19 protein-coding genes are annotated in these 21,846 nt (G+C 64.1%); 12 read left to right on the top strand and 7 right to left on the bottom strand.

Translation table 11 applies throughout. The features are described 5' to 3' along the window. Positions 1–12: 12 nt before the first annotated feature. The gene (locus ACEN9T_RS01850) at positions 13–1,908 is read right to left on the bottom strand and encodes a potassium transporter Kup (protein ID WP_092971902.1); all 1,896 of its coding nucleotides are present in this window, start codon (positions 1,906–1,908) and stop codon (positions 13–15) included. Positions 1,909–2,257: 349 nt separating this feature from the next. On the opposite strand from ACEN9T_RS01850, the gene ACEN9T_RS01845 reads away from it, so the two are divergent. Both ACEN9T_RS01845 and ACEN9T_RS01840 read left to right on the top strand, forming a co-directional pair. Beyond that, on the top strand, positions 2,258–2,461 hold the full coding sequence (locus ACEN9T_RS01845; RefSeq protein WP_004627322.1) for a cold-shock protein: 204 nt from the start codon (positions 2,258–2,260) through the stop codon (positions 2,459–2,461). A gap of 176 nt (positions 2,462–2,637) precedes the next feature. After that, positions 2,638–2,844, top strand: a complete 207-nt coding sequence (locus ACEN9T_RS01840) for a cold-shock protein (RefSeq protein WP_024978714.1) — start codon at positions 2,638–2,640, stop codon at positions 2,842–2,844. Positions 2,845–2,920: 76 nt separating this feature from the next. On the opposite strand, the gene ACEN9T_RS01835 is transcribed toward ACEN9T_RS01840, so the two are convergent. Both ACEN9T_RS01835 and ACEN9T_RS01830 read right to left on the bottom strand, forming a co-directional pair. Beyond that, positions 2,921–4,444: a CoA-acylating methylmalonate-semialdehyde dehydrogenase gene (locus ACEN9T_RS01835; RefSeq protein WP_413706242.1), complete on the bottom strand. Its 1,524-nt coding sequence runs from the start codon at positions 4,442–4,444 to the stop codon at positions 2,921–2,923. 1 nt (position 4,445) lies between these two features. Beyond that, positions 4,446–5,783, bottom strand: a complete 1,338-nt coding sequence (locus ACEN9T_RS01830) for an aspartate aminotransferase family protein (protein ID WP_325652944.1) — start codon at positions 5,781–5,783, stop codon at positions 4,446–4,448. Between the two features lie 154 nt (positions 5,784–5,937). Here ACEN9T_RS01830 and ACEN9T_RS01825 point away from each other — a divergent pair, with 154 nt between their 5' ends. The 4 genes from ACEN9T_RS01825 to ACEN9T_RS01810 all read left to right on the top strand — a co-directional run bounded on the left by ACEN9T_RS01825 (position 5,938) and on the right by ACEN9T_RS01810 (position 10,404). Further along, positions 5,938–7,341 carry a PLP-dependent aminotransferase family protein gene (locus tag ACEN9T_RS01825; protein ID WP_413706241.1) on the top strand — a complete coding sequence of 468 codons (1,404 nt, stop codon included), beginning with the start codon at positions 5,938–5,940 and terminating at the stop codon, positions 7,339–7,341. Positions 7,342–7,531: 190 nt separating this feature from the next. Beyond that, positions 7,532–8,275 carry an acetoacetate decarboxylase gene (locus ACEN9T_RS01820; protein ID WP_092971907.1) on the top strand — a complete coding sequence of 248 codons (744 nt, stop codon included), beginning with the start codon at positions 7,532–7,534 and terminating at the stop codon, positions 8,273–8,275. Between the two features lie 48 nt (positions 8,276–8,323). Then, a complete protein-coding gene (locus ACEN9T_RS01815) occupies positions 8,324–9,109 on the top strand; it encodes a 3-hydroxybutyrate dehydrogenase (protein WP_092971908.1) in 786 nt (261 codons plus the stop codon). 32 nt (positions 9,110–9,141) lie between these two features. Then, positions 9,142–10,404: a DUF3734 domain-containing protein gene (locus ACEN9T_RS01810; RefSeq protein WP_024978708.1), complete on the top strand. Its 1,263-nt coding sequence runs from the start codon at positions 9,142–9,144 to the stop codon at positions 10,402–10,404. A gap of 5 nt (positions 10,405–10,409) precedes the next feature. On the opposite strand, the gene ACEN9T_RS01805 is transcribed toward ACEN9T_RS01810, so the two are convergent. Next, positions 10,410–12,521 (bottom strand): cation:proton antiporter, encoded by a 2,112-nt coding sequence (locus ACEN9T_RS01805; RefSeq protein ID WP_092971909.1) that lies wholly within the window; start codon positions 12,519–12,521, stop codon positions 10,410–10,412. After that, positions 12,518–13,594 (bottom strand): oxidoreductase, encoded by a 1,077-nt coding sequence (locus tag ACEN9T_RS01800; RefSeq protein ID WP_413706240.1) that lies wholly within the window; start codon positions 13,592–13,594, stop codon positions 12,518–12,520. The genes ACEN9T_RS01805 and ACEN9T_RS01800 overlap by 4 nt, the downstream gene beginning before the upstream one ends. A 266-nt stretch (positions 13,595–13,860) precedes the next feature. On the opposite strand from ACEN9T_RS01800, the gene ACEN9T_RS01795 reads away from it, so the two are divergent. The 3 genes from ACEN9T_RS01795 to speG are packed head-to-tail and all read left to right on the top strand — an operon-like array spanning position 13,861 to position 17,744. Continuing rightward, positions 13,861–15,981 carry a TonB-dependent receptor gene (locus ACEN9T_RS01795; protein ID WP_413706239.1) on the top strand — a complete coding sequence of 707 codons (2,121 nt, stop codon included), beginning with the start codon at positions 13,861–13,863 and terminating at the stop codon, positions 15,979–15,981. Positions 15,982–16,003: 22 nt separating this feature from the next. After that, positions 16,004–17,146: a PepSY-associated TM helix domain-containing protein gene (locus tag ACEN9T_RS01790; RefSeq protein WP_092971911.1), complete on the top strand. Its 1,143-nt coding sequence runs from the start codon at positions 16,004–16,006 to the stop codon at positions 17,144–17,146. A gap of 55 nt (positions 17,147–17,201) precedes the next feature. Further along, a complete protein-coding gene (speG, locus tag ACEN9T_RS01785; protein WP_092971912.1) occupies positions 17,202–17,744 on the top strand; it encodes a spermidine N1-acetyltransferase in 543 nt (180 codons plus the stop codon). A 16-nt stretch (positions 17,745–17,760) separates the two neighbouring features. Here the strand turns inward: speG and ACEN9T_RS01780 are convergent, their stop codons facing one another. After that, entirely contained in the window at positions 17,761–18,477 is a 717-nt protein-coding gene (locus ACEN9T_RS01780; protein ID WP_413706238.1) for an ArsR/SmtB family transcription factor, read from the bottom strand. 88 nt (positions 18,478–18,565) lie between these two features. Between ACEN9T_RS01780 and ACEN9T_RS01775 the strand changes: the two genes are divergently transcribed. From ACEN9T_RS01775 to ACEN9T_RS01765, 3 genes are all read left to right on the top strand, one after another. Further along, positions 18,566–19,705: a cytochrome P450 gene (locus tag ACEN9T_RS01775; RefSeq protein ID WP_413706237.1), complete on the top strand. Its 1,140-nt coding sequence runs from the start codon at positions 18,566–18,568 to the stop codon at positions 19,703–19,705. Between the two features lie 47 nt (positions 19,706–19,752). Next, positions 19,753–20,097, top strand: a complete 345-nt coding sequence (locus tag ACEN9T_RS01770) for an antibiotic biosynthesis monooxygenase family protein (RefSeq protein WP_092971915.1) — start codon at positions 19,753–19,755, stop codon at positions 20,095–20,097. Between the two features lie 152 nt (positions 20,098–20,249). Beyond that, on the top strand, positions 20,250–21,404 hold the full coding sequence (locus ACEN9T_RS01765) for a Gfo/Idh/MocA family protein (protein WP_413706236.1): 1,155 nt from the start codon (positions 20,250–20,252) through the stop codon (positions 21,402–21,404). A gap of 53 nt (positions 21,405–21,457) precedes the next feature. Here ACEN9T_RS01765 and ACEN9T_RS01760 read toward each other — a convergent pair whose 3' ends face one another. Beyond that, positions 21,458–21,748 carry a hypothetical protein gene (locus ACEN9T_RS01760; RefSeq protein ID WP_092971917.1) on the bottom strand — a complete coding sequence of 97 codons (291 nt, stop codon included), beginning with the start codon at positions 21,746–21,748 and terminating at the stop codon, positions 21,458–21,460. Positions 21,749–21,846: the final 98 nt, after the last annotated feature.

The following is a 21,846-nucleotide window of genomic DNA, read 5'->3' as shown; positions in this document are numbered from 1 at the left end:
GCACGCCCGAGGCTAAATCTCCACCTTGCTCCCCAGCTCAACCAGCCGGTTGGCAGGAATCCGGAAGAAGTCCGACGGTTTGGCGCTGTTGTGCTGCATCCAGGCAAACAACGACTCCCGCCACATCGCCATGCCGGGCAGCGGCGACGGCACCACCGTGGCGCGCGTAATGAAGAACGAGGTTTCCATATCCTCAAAAACGATGCCCAGCCGCTCACCGACGTTGCGGACGATCTCGTCAACGGCTGGTGTTTCCTTGAAGCCGAAATCGACCACAGCGGTGTGGATATCATCGCCAATGGTTTTGATGGCCAGGCGCTTGGCAGGGTCCACATACGGCACGGCCAGCGTGCGGAAGTGAATGAACAGCACGCGCTTGTGCAGCACGTGGTTGTGCTTGAGGTTGTGCAGCAACGCCAGGGGCACGAAGTCGATGCTGGGCGTGAGATACACGGCCGTGCCGTCCACCCGATACGGAGGATGGCGCAGCAGCCCTTCCATGAACGGCTCGAGCGGAATGCCGCCTTCCACATTGCGCGCCTTCAACAGCTGCGTGCCCGAGTGCCACGTCACCATCAGGAAGAAGATCAAGCCACCGAGCAGCAGTGGGAACCAACCACCTGCGGCAATCTTCAGCAGGTTGGCGGAGAAGAACGACAGATCCACCGCCAGGAAAACCGCGCCGATGCAGGCCACCAGCGACAGGCGCCACTTCCAGGCGTTGCGCATGACCACCGTGACCAGACCCGTCGTCAGCACCATGGTGGTCGTTACCGCAATACCGTAGGCCGCTGCCAGATTGTCGGATTTGCCGAAAGCCAGCACCACCGCCACCACCAGCACCAGGAGCATGTAGTTCACCACCGGCACGTAGATCTGGCCGATCTCCACATCCGACGTGTAGAGAATCTTCATGCGGGGCGCATAGCCCAGATGCACGGCCTGCGCCGTCATCGAAAATGCACCTGAGATGACTGCCTGTGACGCAATGACGGTGGCCGCGGTGGCCAATAGCACCATCGGGCCCACTGCCCAATTCGGCATCAACAGAAAGAAGGGGTTCTGCACAGCGCTTGGCTCACGCAGGAGCAAGGCACCCTGGCCAAAGTAGTTCAGCAGCAGACACGGCATGGCAATGTAGAACCACGCGTAGCGGATCGGGCGCGCGCCAAAGTGGCCCATGTCGGCATACAACGCCTCGGCGCCGGTCAGCGCCAGAAACACCGAGCCGAACACGATGAACGCCAGCACCGTATGCCGAAACCCGAATTCAATGGCGTACACGGGGCTCAGCGCCACCAATATCTGCGGCGACTTCACCACCGAAACTATCCCCATCAGCCCCAGCAGCACGAACCAAATCACCATGATCGGCCCGAAGAGGCGCCCAACCACGTGCGTGCCCTGCTTCTGGATCAAAAACAGGGCGATCAGTACGATCAGCGCGAGGGGTAACACCCATTTCTGCAACGCGGGCGCCATGATCTCCATGCCTTCAATGGCGGAGAGCACGGAAATGGCGGGTGTGATGACGGCATCGCCATAGAACATGGCGGCGCCCAGCAGGCCGAGCAGCATCAACGTGCGTGTGAACCGCGCGCTACCGCTGCTCGCACGCATGGCCAGCGCCGTGAGCGCCAGGATCCCGCCTTCGCCGTTGTTGTCAGCGCGCATGACGAACAGCACGTACTTGATGGACACCACCAGCGTCATCGCCCAGAACAGCATCGACAGGATGCCGAAGACGGTCTGATCGGAAAACGGAACCCCATGCTCGGGGTTGAAGCATTCCTTTAACGCATACAGGGGGCTGGTGCCGATGTCCCCGAAGACCACGCCAATTGCGCCCACCATGGTGGCCATCAACGCGGGATTTTTCTTGGTTTTACTGGCTGCGGCGGTCGTCATGGGTAGGCTGCGACTGGAACGACGGGGGCACACGCAATTTTCGTGCACCGTCTGCGGCGCTGGCTTTACGGTGGGCCGAGTGCGGCAGAAGCCACTAAAGCTTAGGTGAAAACGCTCGGTTTTGCGCGGGTGTTTGCACCGATGGCGAGCCTGCGCGAACCCTGCTGAACGCCAGAAAACGACGGGGCTACCCGGTCCGAAAAGAAAGCTTAAAAAAACAGACTTTGACGGGGAGACGCGCCAAGCATATATTCACCAAACGATCGTTTGGCCGGTTAGGCCGGGTCTGCCTGCTGCGTTTGTATTTGGCCGGCGGCCGATCGATTTCTCAACTTCACGACTCAAAATCATGGCTACTGGTACCGTCAAGTGGTTCAACGACGCAAAGGGTTTCGGCTTCATTACCCCGGATGATGGCGGCGAAGACCTTTTCGCACATTTCTCCGCTATCAACTCCGCAGGCTTCAAAAGCCTGAAGGAAGGTCAGAAGGTGTCGTTCGAAGTCACGCAAGGCCCCAAGGGCAAGCAAGCTTCGAACATCGTGCCCCAGTAACTAGGAGCACGCGGGCGCGGTAGCCCGGTTTTGGCTTGCCGCGCGAGGTTTCCTCGCGCGTGTATTGGCCGGGATATTCCGCCAGGCAGGTTGTTCAGTACGTGTTTGCCATCAAGCAGTCGGATGGCCGCCGGAAGCGGTGGCCTGGTTTGACGAACCCCTATTGGGAGCATGCAATGGCCAGCCGAATTGAAGAGAACGCCGTTCAATATGATCCGCCCGCCGGGGCAGCTGCAGAAATGCATGCTGCCCCGAGTTTCATTCGGGATTCGGAAATCCAGTTTTCGCGCTCGCAGACATTCCATGAAGGCCAGCGCGTCAGCTTTGATGTAGAGATTGGGCCCGATGGCGAACTGATCGCCGTCAACATCAAACCGATATGACACGCCGGTTTCAATTCGGCATGTTCAAAAGGAAAAGGGAGGCACTGCCTCCCTTTCTCATGGGTGACGCGTCGGCTTACTTGGCTGTCGGCATCACGAACTCGGCGCCCTTGGCAATCGAATCCGGCCAGCGTTGCATTACGCTCTTGTAACGCGTGTAGAAACGCACGCCTTCTTCGCCATAGGCGTGGTGGTCACCGAAGAGCGAGCGCTTCCAGCCGCCAAAGCTATGCCATGCCATCGGCACCGGAATCGGCACGTTGATCCCGACCATGCCCACCTGGATCTGCCGCGCAAATGCGCGCGCCACGCCGCCATCGCTCGTGTAGCACGACACACCGTTGCCGAACTCGTGCGCGTTGATCAGTTTCACCGCCTCGGCAAGATCGTGCACGCGCACCACCGAAAGCACCGGGCCGAAGATCTCTTCCTTGTAGATCGTCATCTCAGGCTTGACGTGGTCGAACAGCGTGCCACCCGTGAAGAAGCCCTCAGCATGGCTCTCGACCGTGTGGCCGCGGCCGTCCACCACCAGCTTGGCGCCCTCTTCCACGCCCTTGGCGATATAGCCTTCGACCTTGGCCTTGTGCGCAGCCGTCACGAGTGGGCCCATTTCGCTGTCGGCTTGCATGCCGTTGCCGATCTTGAGCGCACGGGCGCGCTCGGCAAGGCGCGGGACGAGCTTGTCAGCCACGTCGCCCACTGCCACGGCCACAGAGATCGCCATGCAACGCTCGCCAGCCGAACCGTAGCCGGCACCGATCAGGGCATCCACCGCTTGGTCGAGGTCCGCATCGGGCATGACCACGAGATGGTTCTTTGCGCCGCCCAGGGCTTGCACGCGCTTGCCGCGCTTGGTGCCCTCGGCGTAAATGTATTCGGCGATGGGCGTGCTGCCGACGAACGAGACGGCCTGCACATCCGGATGCTCGAGCAGCGCATCGACGGCATCCTTGCCACCCTGTACGACGTTGAACACGCCATCGGGCAGGCCAGCCTGCTTGAGCAGGTCGGCAATCATCAGACTGGGGGTCGGATCGCGCTCACTCGGCTTGAGGATGAACGTGTTGCCGCACGCCAGTGCCACCGGCGCCATCCACATCGGCACCATGAACGGGAAGTTGAACGGCGTGATGCCGGCCACCACGCCCAGCGGCTGGCGCAGGTTCCAGTTGTCGATGCCGCCGCCAATGTTGTCGGTGAACTCGGTCTTGAGCAGGTTCGGAATGCCGCAAGCAAATTCCACCACTTCGATGCCGCGCGTGACTTCGCCCTTGGCATCGGAGAACACCTTGCCGTGCTCCCGCGTGATGGCTGCAGCCAGGGCATCCTGGTTCTGGTCGAGCAGCTCCTTGAACTTGAACAGAACGCGCGAGCGCTTGAGCGGCGAGGTCTCCGCCCAATCGGCGGCGGCCGCATGCGCCGCGGCCACGGCGGCGTCCACTTCGGATTTGCCGCCCAGCAGCACCTGCGCGCTCACGGCGCCCGTGGCGGGGTTGAACACATCGGCGCTGCGCGTGCCGGTGCTGGCATGGCGTTGCCCGCCGATGTAATGGCTGATGACGGATTCCGTCACGGCGGGATCAATCGGTCGGTTCATTTCAGGCTACCTCTTGCAGAACGGTGCGAACGGTGTCGAAGATGCGCGCGATCTGCGCCTCTTCAATGATGAGCGGCGGGGAGAACGCCAGGATGTCGCCGGTGTAGCGCACCAGCACGCCACGCTCCAGGCATTTCAGGAAGACTTCGTAAGCCCGCGCGCCCACCGCGCCCGGCCGCGATTCCAGCTCGATGCCGGCGACCAGGCCCAGGTTGCGGATGTCCTTCACATGCGGCGCACCCTTGACCGAATGCGCCGCTGCTTCAAACGCCGGCGACATCGCACGCGCGCGCTCGAACAGCCCTTCGCTGCGGTACAGATCCAGCGCTGCGACCGCCGCGGCCGCAGCCAGCGGGTGAGCCGAATACGTATAGCCGTGGAACAGCTCGATCGCACCGGGCGCGCCGGCATCGACCACGGTGTCGTGCACCGACTGGCGCACGGCCACAGCCCCCATCGGCACGGCAGCGTTGTTGATGCCCTTGGCCATCGTCAGCAGATCGGGCGTCACGCCAAAGAACTCCGCTGCCGTTGCCGCGCCCAGGCGGCCAAAACCGGTAATGACCTCATCGAAGATCAGCAGGATGCCGTGCTTGTCGCACAGCGCGCGCAGACGCTGCAGATAGCCCTTGGGCGGCACCAGCACGCCCGTGGAACCCGCCAGCGGCTCGACGATGACGGCGGCGATGGTCGATGCGTCATGCAGCGTCACAAGGCGCTCAAGCTCGTCCGCCAGGTGCTCGCCCCAGGCCGGCTGGCCTTTGGAAAACGCATTGTGCTCAGGCGCATGCGTGTGCGGCAGATGGTCGACGCTGGGTAGCAGGTTTGCCGAGAACGCCTTGCGGTTCGGCGAGATACCGCCCACCGAGATGCCGCCAAAACCCACCCCGTGATAGCCGCGCTCGCGGCCGATCAGGCGTGTGCGCTGCCCTTCGCCCCGTGCGCGGTGGTACGCCAGCGCAATCTTGAGCGCCGTATCCACCGCTTCCGAACCCGAGTTGACGAAGAAGATGCGGTTCAGACCCTCCGGCATGATCTCGGCGACTTTTTCTGCCGCACGAAACGCCAGCGGGTGGCCCATCTGGAAGGTGGGCGCGAAATCCAGCGTGGCGGCCTGCGTGGTGATGGCGTCGACGATTTCCTTGCGGCAGTGGCCGGCATTGACGCACCAGAGGCCCGCCGTGCCGTCCAGCACCTCGCGGCCATCGCCGTCGCGATAGTACATGCCCTGGGCCGACGTCAGCAGGCGCGGCGCGGCCTTGTACTGGCGGTTGGCCGTGAACGGCATCCAGAAGTAGGACAGATCGGTGGTTTCCAGCGGGTGCGGTGCGGGTTTCATCGGTCACTCCGAAAAAACAGCGAAAGGGAATGGACTGGCAAGCCAGCCGTTGGAGCAAACTGTACAGAGTCAAATCCGACACGGACATGCACAGATGGCGGTTCTATAAGAAACTGTATAGGCGTCCACCACCGCATCCCCGCTGCATCGCAACATGCAACTCGAACTCGATCCTTCTCATCCCCAGCGTACGTTGGTCGACCAGATCGTCCAAGGTATTCGTGCGGCGGTCGACAGCCACACTCTGCTGCCAGGCACGCGGCTGCCTTCCGTGCGCAAGTTGGCCCAGGCCCACGATGTGAGCACCTTTACGGTGGCGGAGGCCTATACACGGCTGGCGGCACTGGGCGCCATCGTGGCGCGGCCGCGCTCGGGCTACCTGGTGGCGGCGCGCACCCCCACCCAACCGGCGCCCGTGGCCCCTCGCTGGGAGCCGCCCACACTCAACGCGGCGTGGTTGCTCTCGGATGTGTTTGCCGATCGCTCCATCGCCATCAAACCGGGCTGCGGCTGGCTGCCGAACGACTGGCTCGACGAGCGCGGCGTGCAGGAAGCCATGCGCGCGGTGAGCCGTGTTTCCGCGCTTCGGGTGGCGGGCTACGGACACCCGTGGGGTTATGCGCCGCTGGGCGAATATGTGGCGCAGTCGCTTGCGCTGCGTGGGCTGCCGGTGGAACGCTCGCAAGTGCTGCTGACCAGCGGCGCCACGCAGGCACTCGACCTGATCGTCCGCACCCTGTTCAAAGCCGGCGACGTCGTCGCCGTGGATGATCCGGGCTACTGCAATGTGCTCCAGGTGCTCAAGCTGGCCGGCCTGCGCGTGGTCGGCGTGCCGCGCACACCGGATGGGCTCGACACAGCAGCATTGGAAACCATCCTCCGCGCGGACGATACCGACCGGCCGCGCGCCCTTTTCACCAGTTCCGTGCTGCAGAACCCCACCGGCTCTTCAATGACCGCACAGAACGCTTATCGCGTGCTGCAACTGGCCGAACAGCACGGCCTGTGGATCGTTGAAGACGACTTGCACCGCGAACTGGCCGACCCGGCCGCGCCGATGCTGGCCGCGCTCGACGGCCTGCGCCGCACGCTCTACGTGAGCGGCTTCTCCAAGACGATCTCGCCGTCATTGCGCGCGGGCTACGTGGTGGCCGACGCCGCCATCACGCGCGAACTTGCGCGCACCAAGATGGCAGTGGCACTCACCTCGTCGGAGATCACCGAGCGCATCGTGCACGCTTTCGTCACGCGCCCCGTCTATGGAGAGCACGTGGCGCGGCTGATTGCGCGGCTTGGCGAAGCTCACACGCACGTCGAAGCTCTCATGCGCCAACATGGTGCCGAATTGTTCGATACACCAGGGCACGGCCTCTTCCTGTGGGCCCGGCTGCCGGGCCACGCAGATGCCTCCGCGCTGGCCAATCGGGCCATCGATCACAACATCTGGCTTGCACCGGGACAGTATTTCCGGCCGCATGACGAGCCCAGCCCGTGGCTACGCTTCAACGTGGCGTACTCCGCCGAACCTGCACTCTGGGAATTTCTCTCGCGCGCGTAACGGCGCTGTCCGCATATGTCGCAATGACGTATTGCATGCAATCAATCACGTTACGGGCACTCAAACGTGATTCGCGTGAACGGAAGGTTGCAGCGTCACAAAAGCGCGACACGATGCGCTGTCGCCTACCGTTCTCTTGCGCCGTACCGATTCCCAACGCCACTTGCAGCCAGCCTGCACAAGGAGTGCCATGGACATCAAGACCGTCCGCGAAACCGCGTTCGCAATGCCGCTCACGAGCCCCGCGTACCCGCCCGGCCCGTACCGCTTCATCCATCGCGAGTTCTTCATCATCACGTACCGCACCGACCCGGCCAAGCTGCGCGCCATGGTGCCCGAGCCGCTGGTGGTGCCTGAACCGCTGGTCGCCTACGAGTTCATCCGCATGGCCGACTCCACCGGCTTTGGCGATTACACCGAGAGCGGCCAGGTGATTCCCGTCACCTACGAGGGCAAGCCCGGCACGTACACGCTGGCGATGTATCTCGACGACCACCCGCCCCTGGCCGGCGGCCGTGAAATGTGGGGCTTTCCCAAGAAGCTCGCCACGCCCAGGCTCGTGACGGACAAGGACACCCTGATCGGCACGCTCGACTACGGCCCCGTGCGCGTAGCAACCGGCACCATGGGGTACAAGCACCGTGAGCTGGATCTGGCTGAGCAGAAACGCCGCCTGGAGCGCCCGAACTTCCTGCTCAAGATCATTCCGCACGTGGACGGCAAGACCGCGCGCATCTGCGAGCTGTCGCGCAACTACATGATTGATGTCGACATGAAAGGTGCCTGGACGGGCCCAGCATCGTTGGAGCTGGCGCACCATGCGCTGGCACCCGTGGCCGAACTGCCTGTGCTGGAGATTGTCGAAGCCCGGCACATCATTGCAGACCTGACCCTTGGCATGGGCGAGGTCGTGTTCGATTACCTCGCGCAGTAACGCCTGCCCGACGCCATCCTTTTTTCCGTCAACCCTCGGAGTACACACATGTCTGATTTGAAAGGCAAGGTCGCCGTCGTCACCGGTGCCGCAAGCGGCATCGGCAAGCAGATCGCCCTCACGCTCGCCGGCTCGGGCGCGGCCATCGCCATCGTTGACCTGAACGAAGACGGCGCCAAGGCCGTCGCCAAAGAGATCACCGATGCGGGCGGCAAGGCGATCGGCCTGCGCATGGACGTGACCGATGAACAAGCCGTAGACAGCGGCATCGACCGCGTGGCTGAAGAGCTCGGCTCGGTCGATATCCTCGTTTCGAACGCCGGCATCCAGATCGTCAACCCGTTCGTGAGCTACTCGTTTGCCGACTGGAAGAAGATGCAGGCCATCCACGTCGATGGCGCGTTTCTGACCACACGTGCCGCGCTGCGCCACATGTACAAGGACAACCGTGGCGGCGTGGTGATCTACATGGGCTCGGTGCACTCGCACGAGGGTTCGCCGCTCAAGTCGGCCTACGTGGCGGCCAAGCATGCGCTGCTCGGCCTGAACAAGGTGCTGGCCAAGGAAGGCGCCGCGCATAACGTGCGTTCGCACGTGGTGTGCCCAGGTTTTGTGCGCACACCGCTGGTCGAAAAGCAGATTCCCGAGCAGGCCAAGGAACTCGGCATCAGCGAAGACGAAGTCGTGAAAAAGGTCATGCTGGGTGATACCGTGGACGGCGTGTTCACCACGGTGGAAGACGTGGCCGAGACGGTGCGCTTCCTGGCCACGTTCCCGAGCGCCGCGCTGACCGGCCAATCGTTCGTGGTGAGCCACGGCTGGTTCATGCAATAAGTCTCTGCACACGCAAGGAGGTTGGAGGAGATATGCCCGCACCCAAACTACGCGTGGCCGCAAGCAAGCGGCCCACACCGGCAGAATCGTCGCGCCCGGCAGATGCACCGCTCACCACGGCACAGCGCATCGTGCTGCCGGCGTACGAGAACATCGCGCTGGTGCTGCAAGGCGGCGGCGCGCTTGGCTCGTACCAAGCCGGCGTGTTCGAAGGGCTGGACGAAGCCGGCATCGTGCCGAACTGGATTGCGGGCATCTCCATCGGGGCGCTGAATACGGCCATCATTGCAGGCAATGCGCCCGAGCATCGGCAAGCAAAGCTGCGTGAGTTCTGGCAGATCATCACGCAGCCGACGTTCTCGCCGCCGCTGCCTGACATCCTGGAAAACGCCTGGTTTGACGGCAATGCGCATCTGCGCAAATGGCTGACCGCCATGCAAGCCGCCGATACGCTGCTCGAGGGCCAGCGCGGCTTTTTCACACCGCGCTTTCCCGCTCCCCTGCCAGCCAACGAAGTCGACCCGCTCGAAGCCAGCTATTACGACACTACGCCGCTCAAGGCGACGCTGGAACGCCTGTGCGATTTCGACCGCATCAACGATGGCGGCATCCGCGTGTCAGTGGGTGCCGTGAACGTGCGCACAGGCAATCTGGAAGCGTTTGATAACACCGAGCGCCGTCTGCGCGCAGAGCACTTCATGGCATCGGGCGCGCTGCCGCCGGGCTTTCCGCCCGTGCTGATCGACGGCGAGTATTACTGGGACGGCGGTGTCGTCTCCAACACGCCGCTGTCCTATGTGCTTGGCACCAAGCCGCGCCGCGACACGCTGGTGTTTCAGGTGGACCTTTGGAGCGCGCTGGGGCCGGTGCCCAATACGATGATCGGCGTGGCCAGCCGGCAGAAGGACTTGCAGTACTCCAGCCGCACGCGGCTTACTACCGACTGGATGGAGCGCTCGCAATCGACTCGTCGGTTGATGCGCAAGCTGCTCGATCACCTGCCACCCAAGGAGTTCGAGCGCACGCAGTGGTACAAGCACGCGCAGGAAATGGCCTGCACCAAACGCTACAACGTCTTCCACCTCATCTATGCCGCCAAGGAACATGAAGGGCCGGGCAAGGACATCCAGTTCGGGCCATCAACCATGCGCGACCACTGGGCCTCGGGCCTGGCGGATATTCGCGAATCGCTCTCGCATCCGGAGTGGCTAGAGATGCCCGACAACGACACGGGCTTCGTCACGCACGACATCCACCGCCATCCAGGCGTGGAGCGGGAAGACAAGCGGCTCTGAGCAATCTACTCCTGAGCGGCCGGCATGCGCAGCGCAGTCGACAGCGGCGGCCGCGGCAGCGCGGCCGTCCAGGCACGGCGGATGACCGCGCTGATCTGCTTGTAGACCTCTTTCGAGATCACCGTTTCGGCCAGCATCGTGTCGATCTTGCTCTGACCGATGTAGAGCGCGAACAACACGAGCAGGCGCTTTTCCAGGGCGGCGCTGTAGTCGCCAAACTTTCCGCGCAGTTCGGCCAGACCCTCTTCCGCCGCCTCGATCCGGGCAATCAACACGCCGTCGAGCAGATCTGCCATGCGCTCGCCCAACACGGGCTGCAGCGACGCACGGTTGTACGCGCGCAAGCGTTCGAGCACCGTCTGGCGACAAATGAGCAATTCAAAGCGATCAGCCAGCGCGTTGGCCAGCGGGCGGTCGATATGCACCACGCGGTGCAGCCAGACCGCGAACCGGTAGCCGGCGTGCTTGGCCAGGATGCGCCGCGATGCGCGCTTGTAGCCAAGACGCCCCTCCGTGCGGGCCGCGTCGATCATGTCCGCGGTGTTGCGCATCATCGCGTCAAGGTTGCGGATGGAGACGAGGCCGTTGCCGTACTCGGGAATCAACTCGCGCTCGCGCGTGGCGAGTGAAACGAGACCTATGGTCAGGCGCTCGCGTTCGGACAGCGCTTCTTCAAGGTTCAGCTCGACCGCACCAGCCGCGACCTCCCGCCGATACGCCCGCGCCGCCTGATCCGTCGCACCCGAGGTGAAATGGAAATGCCCGCCGATGCGGCGCATGGTGGATTCCACTTCCTCCGTCGACATGTTCAGCGCCTGCCCTTGCAGGGCCTGCTCTTGCGGCGACAACTGATCCAGCCCCAGCCGGCGCATCACCCAGCGCAATGTGGCGCCGTTGAAGAGCACGCTCACCAGCACAAAGCCGGTGGCAAGGATGGTGACGAAATGGCGATCTGCCTCGTGCACGGCCTGGTTCTCCGCCACGCCCAGTGCCAACACCAACGTGACGGCGCCACGCAAGCCGCCCCACGCAATCGCAAGCTTGTAGGCATGGCTGACTGGTGCAGAGAGCTTGAGCCACGCGAGCGCAGGCAACAGACCGAACAGCACCGCGAGTCGTGCACCAAGCGCAGCCAACACGATCACCGCCAGCCAAAGCGCGTCTTTCCACACCACGCCGTGCAACAGCTCCGGAACGCGCACCGCAGCCAGCAGGAAGACCACCGCCCCAGCCAGCGCTGCAATCTGCTCCCAGATGAGCTGCAGGTGCGACCAGTTGCGCGGCGTCAGGCGCGTGCGGCCCAGCGCGCCGATCACCAGCCCCGCACAAACCACCGACACCACGCCCGACACGCCCAGCACGTTTTCGGCCACGAGATACAGCGGATACGGCAGCGCCAGCGTCCACGCGGCTTCAGCCTGGGCAATGCCGCGCAGCGCAGGCAGCAGGAATGCGGCGATGCGCCCGGCAATCAACCCGAACACGACGCCGCCACCAAACGCCTTGGCCAGTTCGCGCAGGCCGGTGCCAACGGTGGCATCACCGCCGTGGCCTGTCAGCATGGCAAGCAGCACGCCCATGATGGCAATGGCGGCCGCATCGTTCAGCAGCGCTTCGCCTTCCACCAGGCGGATCAACCGTGCTGGCGCGCCCACGTCGCGAAATACCGCAATCACAGCGGATGGATCGGTCGTGGCAATCATCGCGCCGAGCAACAAACACGTGACGATGCCGAACGGCGTGACAGCGGCCGCAGCGAGTCCGATCACGCCCGTGGCGACCACCACGGCGACGATGGCCAGCATCAAGATCGGCGCGGCATCCGGCGCCATGCTGCGCACGTCCACCGACAGCGCTGCCTGAAAGAGCAGCGGCGGCAAGAACAGCCACAGATACGCCTCTGCCGGCCAACTCGGATCGACGAGCGGCGCGAAGAACGTGGCCGCGGAGGCCGGCGCGCTGTTCTGAACGATCACATAGGCGCCGCCGATGCCGATGCCCGCCAGCGCCAGCAATGTCGATTCCGGCAGCGTCAGGCGCGAGGCCAGCATCTGCACCAGCGCCACCACGGCGAGCAAGCCGCCCGCCACCAGCAACAGGATGACGACGCCGTTCACGAGGCCGTCTCCCGCGCAGCCAGCCAATCCGCGCGTTCTGCATCGGTCAGGTCCGGTACGACAGCCGTGCCGGTTTCGGCCGCGGCCACGGCGGCTTCCAGCACGGCCATGACGGCCACGGCTTGCACGGGCGGGACCGGGTTTGCGCGCTCGCCGAGGATGGCGTCGCGCACAGCAGCGTAGTAAGCGCGCTGATCGCCCGAGGGCGTTGCAATGCTGGTTTCGGCTGAGGTTGCGCCGTCGATCAGCAGGCCCGCGTCGTCGTCCGCACCCCAGCCTTGCGCACCGGGCTGCATGCCGGCAAGGAGCTGCGCTTCCTGCTGATCCATCCGGCGCTTAATGAACGAACCGCGCGTGCCATGGACGACCCAGCGCGGCGAGCCGCCCGCCACCAGCATGCTCGCGTGAAGAACCGCTCGGCGCTCGCCCGCTTCAAGCACGACATGCGCCCAGTCCGGCGTTTCGGCGCCCGGCCGCTGGCGTGCAAACGAGGCGCTCACCGCATCCGGCAAGCCGAGCAGTTGCAGCGTCTGGTCGATCAGGTGCGGGCCAAGATCAAACCAGATGCCCGTGCCCTGCCCCGCCTGCTCACGCCAGCGGGCACGAACCTGCGGGCGATAGCGGTCGAAATGCGCCTCGACGTGCATGGCCTCGCCGATGCCCCCACCGGCAATCGCAGCTTGCACAGCGAGGAAATCGCTGTCCCAGCGGCGGTTCTGGAAGACCGACAGCACGCGCCCCGTTTCACGCGCCAGCCGAGCCAGATGCCGCGCCTCTGCCAGCGTGACGGTAAACGGCTTGTCCACCACGACATGTTTGCCCGCGCGCAACGCAGCTTCAGCCAAAGGCGCATGGCGGTCGTTAGGCGCGGCAATGACGACGAGGTCGACCTCCGAATGCGTTGCCGCCGCCTCGGGCGTGCAGACCACGGCGTTGGGCCGATCCGCATGCACGGCGTCGGGCCGGTTGGAGCCAATGACGTGTAAATGCAGCCCCGGCGTAGCGTCGATCAATGCTGCGTGAAACAGTTTGCCGGCGTAGCCGTAGCCCACCAAAGCGGCTCTCAATGGCATCTGATGTGATGAATGCGACATGGGGAAAAAATGGCAAAAACAGGCGAATGAGACGGTGGCGGCGCAACTTGGTGCCCAAAACCTTACGGGTGATACATGAAAAATTGCCTCGCGCGGGGCCAGCAAACGTTGCCCATCGTCAAAAACACGCCTTAACTCTCTTGTAAATAGGAATTGTTCTCATTATTATCTGCGCCTTCACATTCTGAAGGCGCCAACCTCGGGGGAGGGAGTCGCGCCCTACTTTTCACTTTACGGGAACTGCAATGCCGCCGAAACGTTTGTGCCTGTCTCTGGCCGTCCTTGGAACGCTGCCGTTTGCCCAGGTGGCAACTGCCGACGACACCGTTGCCGCAGCCGACGCTGGCACGTTGCCGACTTCCACGGTCAAGGGTACGCGCAGCAGCACGAGCTACGACACGCCCATCGCCAACACCGCCACGAAGATTCCCGTGCCGCTGCGCGAGATTCCGCAGTCGGTGAACGTCGTGCCGCGTGCGGTGATCCAGGACCAGGGCGCGCTGTCGATCAACGACACCCTGCGCAACGTGCCGGGCGTGTCGGCCTCGCTGGGCGATGCGCAGCGCGATCAGGTGACCATTCGCGGTTTCTCGTCGATCAATGACCAGTACGTCGACGGCCTGCGGGACGACTCGCTTTACTTCCGCGATCTCTCCAACATCGACCGCATTGAAGTGCTGAAGGGTCCGGCGGCCGTGCTGTACGGGCGCGGTTCGTCCGGCGGCATCATCAATCGCGTGACCAAGAAACCGCTGGCCACGCCGCTGGCCGAGGTGGGCGTCGTGGTCGGTACGGAGCGCCAGAAGCGCGCCGAGTTCGACCTGAACACGTCCATCAACGACGACGCCATCCGCGCGCGCGTTACCGGTGCGGTTGAGGATTCGGGCGGGTTCCGCAACGACTACTTCCTACGCCGCCAGGCGATCTCGCCGTCGTTCCTGTTCAACCTGGCGCCCGATACCAAGCTGACGGTGCAGTTCGATTACCTGCACGACAAGCGCATCGCAGACCAGGGCGTGCCGTCGTACCGCGGCCGTCCCGTGAACGTTCCCATCGAGACGCGCTATGGCTCCGCCGACGCCGCTGCCGGTAATGTCGAATCCACCGTCAAGAGCGTGACCGCTACGCTGGACCACCGCTTCAACGATAAATGGTCGTTCCACAGCGTGGTGCGCAACTACGAATACTCGCTCGGCCGAAACAACTACACGACCGTCAGCCGCGTTACCGATGGGCCGATCCCGACCGTCACGCTCGCTGTCAACCAACGCAACCGCAGCGACCGCGGCACCCTGTGGCAGAACGAGCTGACGCAGAAGGCCGAGACCTGGGGCATCCAGCACACGCTGCTGTACGGCATCGAGCTGGGCTATCAGGACAAGAGCGACCGCGTGGCCGGCGCGCCCGGCACCACGACCTACAACCTCTTCAACCCGACGCTGCAGGTGTTGCCGACCGTACCCGGCAACGCGGTGCCCACCAACTACGGCCTCTCGCACAACGAGACGTATGCGGCGTACGTACAGGACTTGATCAAGTTCTCACCACAATGGACGGTGCTTGCCGGGCTGCGCTATGAAATCCTCAAGCAAAGCCGTGACGACCTGACCCCGCGCAATGTGGATCTGTCGCGCACCGACAAGCCGGTCAGCCCGCGCCTCGGCGTTGTGTATCACCCGATCGAGCCGCTTTCGCTGTACGCGTCGTACAGCCGCTCGTTCCAGCCGCTGGCAGACAGCTTCACGTTCTTCCCCAACAGCGGCGCGCTGGCCCCGCAGTCGACAACGAACTACGAGATCGGCGCCAAGTACGACCTCTCGGCCGGTGCAAGCGTCACGGCGGCGCTGTTCGACATGAAGCAGACGAACCTGACGGCGGCGGATCCCGTCACGCTGCTGGGTGTGCCCATCGGCACGCAGCGCACGCGCGGCCTGGAGCTGTCGTTCACCGGCGAGATTGTGAAAACCTGGTCGCTGATGGCGAGCTATGCCTACCTGAACGGCCGTCTGGAGAACCCGAACGACCGCAGTGGCAGTGTGGCGGTCAACGGCAACCAGCCGTCCCTCACGCCGCGGCACAGCGGCTCGGTATGGTTGAAGCACGATCTGCCGAACGGCTTCTACATTGCCGGCGGCGTGCGTGCGGAAGCTGCGCGTTACGCATCGCAGTACAACCTGACAACGCTGCCCGGCTACATGACCGTCGACCTGGGCGCCGGTTATCGCAGCAAGCACGTTGACGTCACGCTGAATCTGCAAAACCTGTTTAACCGCGCGTACTACGTGTCGGCGCACGGCGGCGCCGAGAACTACAACATGCCGGGTGCCCCGCGCATGGCGTTGCTGGGCGTGCGCTACAAGATGTAAGCGGCGAACAGGCGAACCTGCGATGCTGCGACGAGTGATCTTCCGCCTGCACTGGCTGATCGGGTTGTCAGCCAGCGTGGTGCTGGCCGTCGTGGGCGCCACCGGCGCGCTGATGGCGTACGAGGACGAACTGCTGCGGGCGCTCAATCCCGGCGTGCTCAGCCTACCCGCGCGCAGTGGCCCTGCGCCAACGCTGCCGCAGGTGGCTGCCCAGGCGCGCGCCGCCATGCCCGAGCGCCCCGTCACCTTCATCACTGCGGCATCCGACCCCACCGAGCCCTGGCGCGTCTGGTATGCGTGGCCGCCCGGAAAACGCGGTGGCAGCAGCCGCGGGGAACTGCGCTACATCGATGCCGCAACCGGCACGTTATTGCCCGAAGCGCACGGGCAGCGCTTCTTCGCCACCGTCAAGCTGCTGCACCGGACCTTGCTTGCCGATGAGATCGGCAAGCTGATCGTAGGAGCGAGCACGATTGGGCTCGTCGTCATGGCCCTTTCCGGCTTGTATCTGCGTTGGCCGCGCCGCGTAACGAATTGGCGAAGCTGGCTCGTCATCCGCTGGAGCCGCGCAGGCCGCATCCGCTGGTGGGATGTACATACCGTCATCGGAACGCTGGTGCTGCCGCTGTATGTGCTGGCCGCCTTCAGCGGCCTGTATTGGGCGTATGACTGGTACCGCGATGGCCTGCAGCGCCTGGCCGGCATGCCGGTTGTCTCCAAGGCAAAACCGATGGAAGGTTCTCGAAAACCGCTCGAAGATGCGGCAATTGAGCGCACGTGGAACGCTTTCCTCGCCAACGCGTCGAACTATGGAACAGCCACCCTCCGTATCGACGATGCCCGCAGGGGCCATGTCGATATCAACTGGCTCCCGGTCGATGCACCGCACGACCGCGCCTTCAACCGATTGACGCTGGACGCTAGTACCGGAGCCGTCCTGCGCAACGAATCCTTCGCAGCAAAGCCGCCAATGCAACGCCTGCTGGCAGGCATGTTGCCGCTTCACAATGGACGCTATTTCGGCCCGATCGGCGTCGTGCTAGTGTTGATCGGAGCGTTGATGCTGCCGGTGTTTGCGGCAACGGGGTGGTGGCTTTATCTGGATCGGCGCCGACGCGCGCAACCGCAGCGCAAACACGCATCCGCAGCGACACGTCCTTGCTGACACTGTAGGGACGTCGACGCGATGTCGGGCGCCTCAACATAACAAGGACAACACCATGGTGATCGAAAAATCGCGCGACCTTTCCCTGCGCCCGCTGGAGCGCAACGACCTGCGCTTCGTGCACGAGCTGAACAACGACGCGAAGATCATGCGTTACTGGTTCGAAGAACCGTACGAAACCTTCACTGAACTCTCACAACTCTACGACCGCCACGTGCACGATCAGCGCGAGCGCCGCTTCATCTGCGAGAACAATGCCGGCGAAGCCGTGGGTCTGGTCGAGTTGATGGAGCTGAACTACATCCACCGCCGCGGCGAATTCCAGATCATCATCGCGCCCAGCTGGCAAGGTCACGGCTATGCTTCAACCGCAACGCGACTGGCCGTCGACTATGCATTCATGGTGCTGAATCTGCACAAGCTGTATCTCGTTGTAGACGTGGTGAACGAACGCGCGATCCACGTGTACGAAAAATGCGGATTCCAGCGCGAAGGCGAGCTGATCGAGGAGTTCTTCAGCAACGGTGCGTATCACAACGCCTTGCGCATGTGCGTGTTCCAGCGGGACTACGTAAAAGCGATTCGCAACGCCAGCTAACTCGGGCTGCACGTACCTACGCCGTGTGAAGCCACGCATGCAATTCGCGCTGCCCGGCTTCGGTCACACTGAGTGCGCGCAAATGCTTCTGCCGCGCCAGCCACCCGAGTGCGATACAGCGTTCTGCTACAGCTGCCCCGAGTGCACCGGCCAGATGCGGGCGGCGCTCGCTCCAATCCATGCAACCGTAAGCGAAGCGGCGCCGGCCGTGGCGCAGCGTGTTCACATCGACGCCGATGGCGGCCAGCGCCTGCTCACCCTCGGGCGTAACCTCATAGGCGCCGTGCGTGTCATCGAGCTGCGTCAGCCAGCCGCGCGACAGTAGTTTCTCCGAGACCTCCGTGCCAAGCTGACCAGCCAGGTGGTCATAACACAGGCGCGCCGCACGCAGGTTTTCCGGCACGGTCGAGCGCCGCGGGTCGGCCGGCTTTTCAGGCGCGACCACCAGCAGCGATTCGATCATCTCTGCCACCGCCGGCGAGCGCAGCCCGAAGTATTTGTAGCGCCCGCTGGACAGCGAAGTGATGAGCGCATCGGCCTCAAGCCGGCGCAAGTGCGCGCTGGCCGTGGCCGGCTCCACGCCCGCGCCGTAAGCGAGCTCCTTGGCGGTAAGTAAGCGGCCTTCCATCAACAGCAGCAGCATGCGGATGCGGGTCGGATCACCAATGGTGGCGGCCACGCGGCCGATGTCCGGCTGAGTTGTCGATTCGGTGGCTGAGGAAAATGCGGTCATGGTTCGATGGAGACCAAACTGTTGGCGCGTGACAGGCGGGCGGGCAGTCCAGACAATGGGAGCCATCTTACTCCCGCGCCCCACGCTGATGACTGCCCTGGACATCGTCCCGCCCGCCGACGCGCTGCAAGCCATCGTGCATGCCGACCCGGCCCCCTATTACGCCGAACTTGCGGCCGACCGCCCGTTCTTCTTCGATGCCGCCCTCGGGTGGTGGGTCGCAGCCAGTGCTGAAGCCGTAGACGCTGCGCTCGGCAGCGCTGCCTGCCGCGTACGGCCGGCCGATGAACCCGTGCCCAGGGCCGTGGCCGCGACGCCCACGGGCGCATTCTTCGGGCGCCTCGTGCGTCAGATCGACGGGCCGGACCACGGCGCGCGCAAGGCGAAGGTGATGGCCGCGCTGGGCCGGCTGGACGTGTCGGCGCTGGCCGGCCGCGCGCAGCGGCATGCTCGCACTGCGCTGCCCGATGCAACGCATCTACACGCTGCGCTGGAGACCGATGCCCACTTCGCCGTGCCACTCGCCACGATCGCGCAGACGCTGCTGGGCGATCACGCCGATGCACCTGCCTGCCAGGCTGACATTGCCGCGTACCTGGCCGCGCTCGGCCCAGGTGCCAGCGCAGCAGCCGTTGCACAAGCCGATGCCGCCGTCGACCGCCTCCAGCGCCGCTTTACCGACTCCCCGCTGGCTAGCGGTGGTGATGACGGCGACACAGAGATCACCAACCTCGCCGCCCTGCTCGCGCAAACCTACGACGCCTGTGCCGGGCTGCTCGGCAACTGCATCGTCGCGCTGTCGCGGCACTCGGGATTGGCGACACGGCTGCGCGCGCAACCGCATGCCATCGAGCCCTTCGTGCGCGAGGTCCTGCGCCGCGATGCGCCCGTGCAGAACACGCGCCGCTTTGTCGCGCACGATGTTGTGCTGCTCGGCCACCCGCTGCGCGCGGGCGACAAGATCCTGGTGCTGCTGGCGGCCGCCAACGTGGATGGCACAACCAACCCGGACCCACTACGCTTCGACATCGACCGCGCAGCGCCGCGCCTGTGGACGTTCGGCGTCGGCGTGCACCGCTGCCCCGCCGACGCATTGGCAACCACCATCGCACGCGAAACAGTGCTGCATCTGCTGAGCCTGCCGGATGTCGACCGGTGGCTCGCCAGCCTTGGCGAGGTGGCATATCGCCCCTCGCCCAACGCGCGCATCCCCAGCTTTCACGCTTGAAATTGCAAACAACGAAACCGCCGCGAAAACACCCCAGGAGACTTGCCATGATCGCTGTCATCTTCGAAGTCGAGCCCGCACCGGGCCAACGCGACACCTACCTGAACCTTGCCGCGCGCCTGAAGCCGCTGCTTGAGCAGGTCGATGGTTTCATCTCGGTGGAGCGCTTCCAGAGCATCACCAACCCCGACAAGATGCTGTCGCTGTCGTTCTTTCGCGATGAAGAGGCCGTCAAGGCCTGGCGCAACATGGAGCAGCACCGCGGCGCCCAGCACGCCGGCCGCGACCACGCGTTTGCCGACTATCGGCTGCGCATCGCCCATGTGGTGCGCGACTACGGCATGACCGAGCGCGCCGAAGCCCCCGCCGACAGCCGCGCCGAGCACGCCTGAGCGCCCGGTGCGGCGCCCCGATAGGGCCCGGTGTGACGCCTTTTTCGCTCACCGGGCACCGCCTTTGCTTAGTCAGTTAGAACCCGCACGGCCGAGCGCGCCGCACCACGGCATCGGCATGCCCCGTGCGCAACGATTGCAAAGGAATTGTCATGTCTACCGCTTTTCATGAGGCCGAACGTGAGCCGCAAGCCGCTCCTGCACGTACCGTTCAGAGTCCTGTGCGTTATGCCGTGGTCGGCGCCGGTTGGATTTCCCAAGCCGCGTTTCTGCCGGGCGTGGCACAGAGCGGCAACTCCATCGTCACCGCGCTAGTCACCGGCGATGAGGTCAAAGCCACGGCACTGGCCGACCGCTATGGCATCGAGCACGTGCACGGTTACGCCGACTACGACCAGTTGCTGACCTCCGGAGATATCGACGCGATCTACCTCGCGCTGCCCAACGACATGCACCGGCAGTACGCCCTGCCCGCCCTGCAGCGTGGCATTCACGTCCTGCTTGAAAAACCCATGGCCACGAGCGAGGCCGATTGCGAAGCGATGATCGAAGCGGCCCGCAATGGCAATGCGAAATTGATGATTGCCTACCGGCTGCATTTCGAGCCCGCCACGCTGGCCGCCATTGAGCTGGTGCGCGCAGGCAAGCTCGGGCGCATCCGCGCGTTCTCGGCCATGTTCAGCCAATCGGTGGCACCGTCCAACCACCGCGCCAACCATGGTTACTGGGCGGGGCCCGTGTCAGACATGGGCGTGTACCCCATCAATGCAGTGCGCAATCTGTTTGGCGAAGAGCCGGTGGAGGTTTCAGCTTGCGGGGTTCGCGACCCCGATCTGCCATTCAACTTCGATGACACCGTCAGCGTGACGCTTCGCTTTGCCGATCACCGCGTTGCGCAATTCGTGGTCAGCTACAGCGGCGCCAGCATCGATCAGTACCGCGTCCTCGGTACCAAGGGGGATCTGGAAGTTTCGCCCGGCTTCATGTTTGGCGTGGGGCTGAAATACCGCGCCACGATCGACGGCAAGACGCAAGAGCAAGCGTTCGACGCAACCGACCAGTTTGGCGGCGAGCTGCAGTACTTTTCGGATTGCATTCTCCACAACCGCGAACCCGAACCCAACGGCGAGGAGGGCCTGGCCGACGTGCGCGTACTGGCCGCCATTGAACGCGCGCTGGAATCCGGCCAGCCGCAAAACCTGGGGCCGTTCCAGCGCCAGGGCCGCATGGAGACTGCGCAGGTACGCAAGCTGCCGCCTGTGCCGTCGCCAGAACTGGTGGACGCTGCGGAACCTAGCCAGGGATAAGAAAAACCGGGAAAAAAACGCCCGCGACGAATGGCGGGCGTGGGATTCAGGATTTACAGATTGATGCGCTGGACGGCGTCGCGCATGCGCTTCCGGATCGAGACGTCCGAGTTGGTGTTGTTGCTGGAGCCGTCGGTTTCCATGGCGTTATCGCACCGCCACTCGGTGGCTTCACCGTTGTCGGTCAGCGCACAGACGCGGTGGGTCCAGCGGTCCCACACGAACACATCGCTGCCGGCCTCGCCAGAGAGCAGCGGCTCAAAACGGTACATCCACAAGTACCCGACACCCAGCAGGGTGACCAGAAAGATCGCCATCCAGGACGCTTTGATTCGGCGCCACATTCTCTTTTCTCCTCATGGAGCCGCTGCGCCGGACGCGTCTGACAGTGCGTCGCTGGGCCAAAAGCTCGGTGCTCCGAGGGGCAAATCGTAACATGGGG

The sequence above is a fragment of the Ralstonia sp. Ralssp110 genome (assembly GCF_047325135.1).
GTDB classification, from domain to species: Bacteria; Pseudomonadota; Gammaproteobacteria; order Burkholderiales; family Burkholderiaceae; genus Ralstonia; species Ralstonia mojiangensis.
The sequence above is the reverse complement of the archived record's forward strand: the minus strand, read 5'-3'. Positions and strand labels throughout refer to the sequence as shown.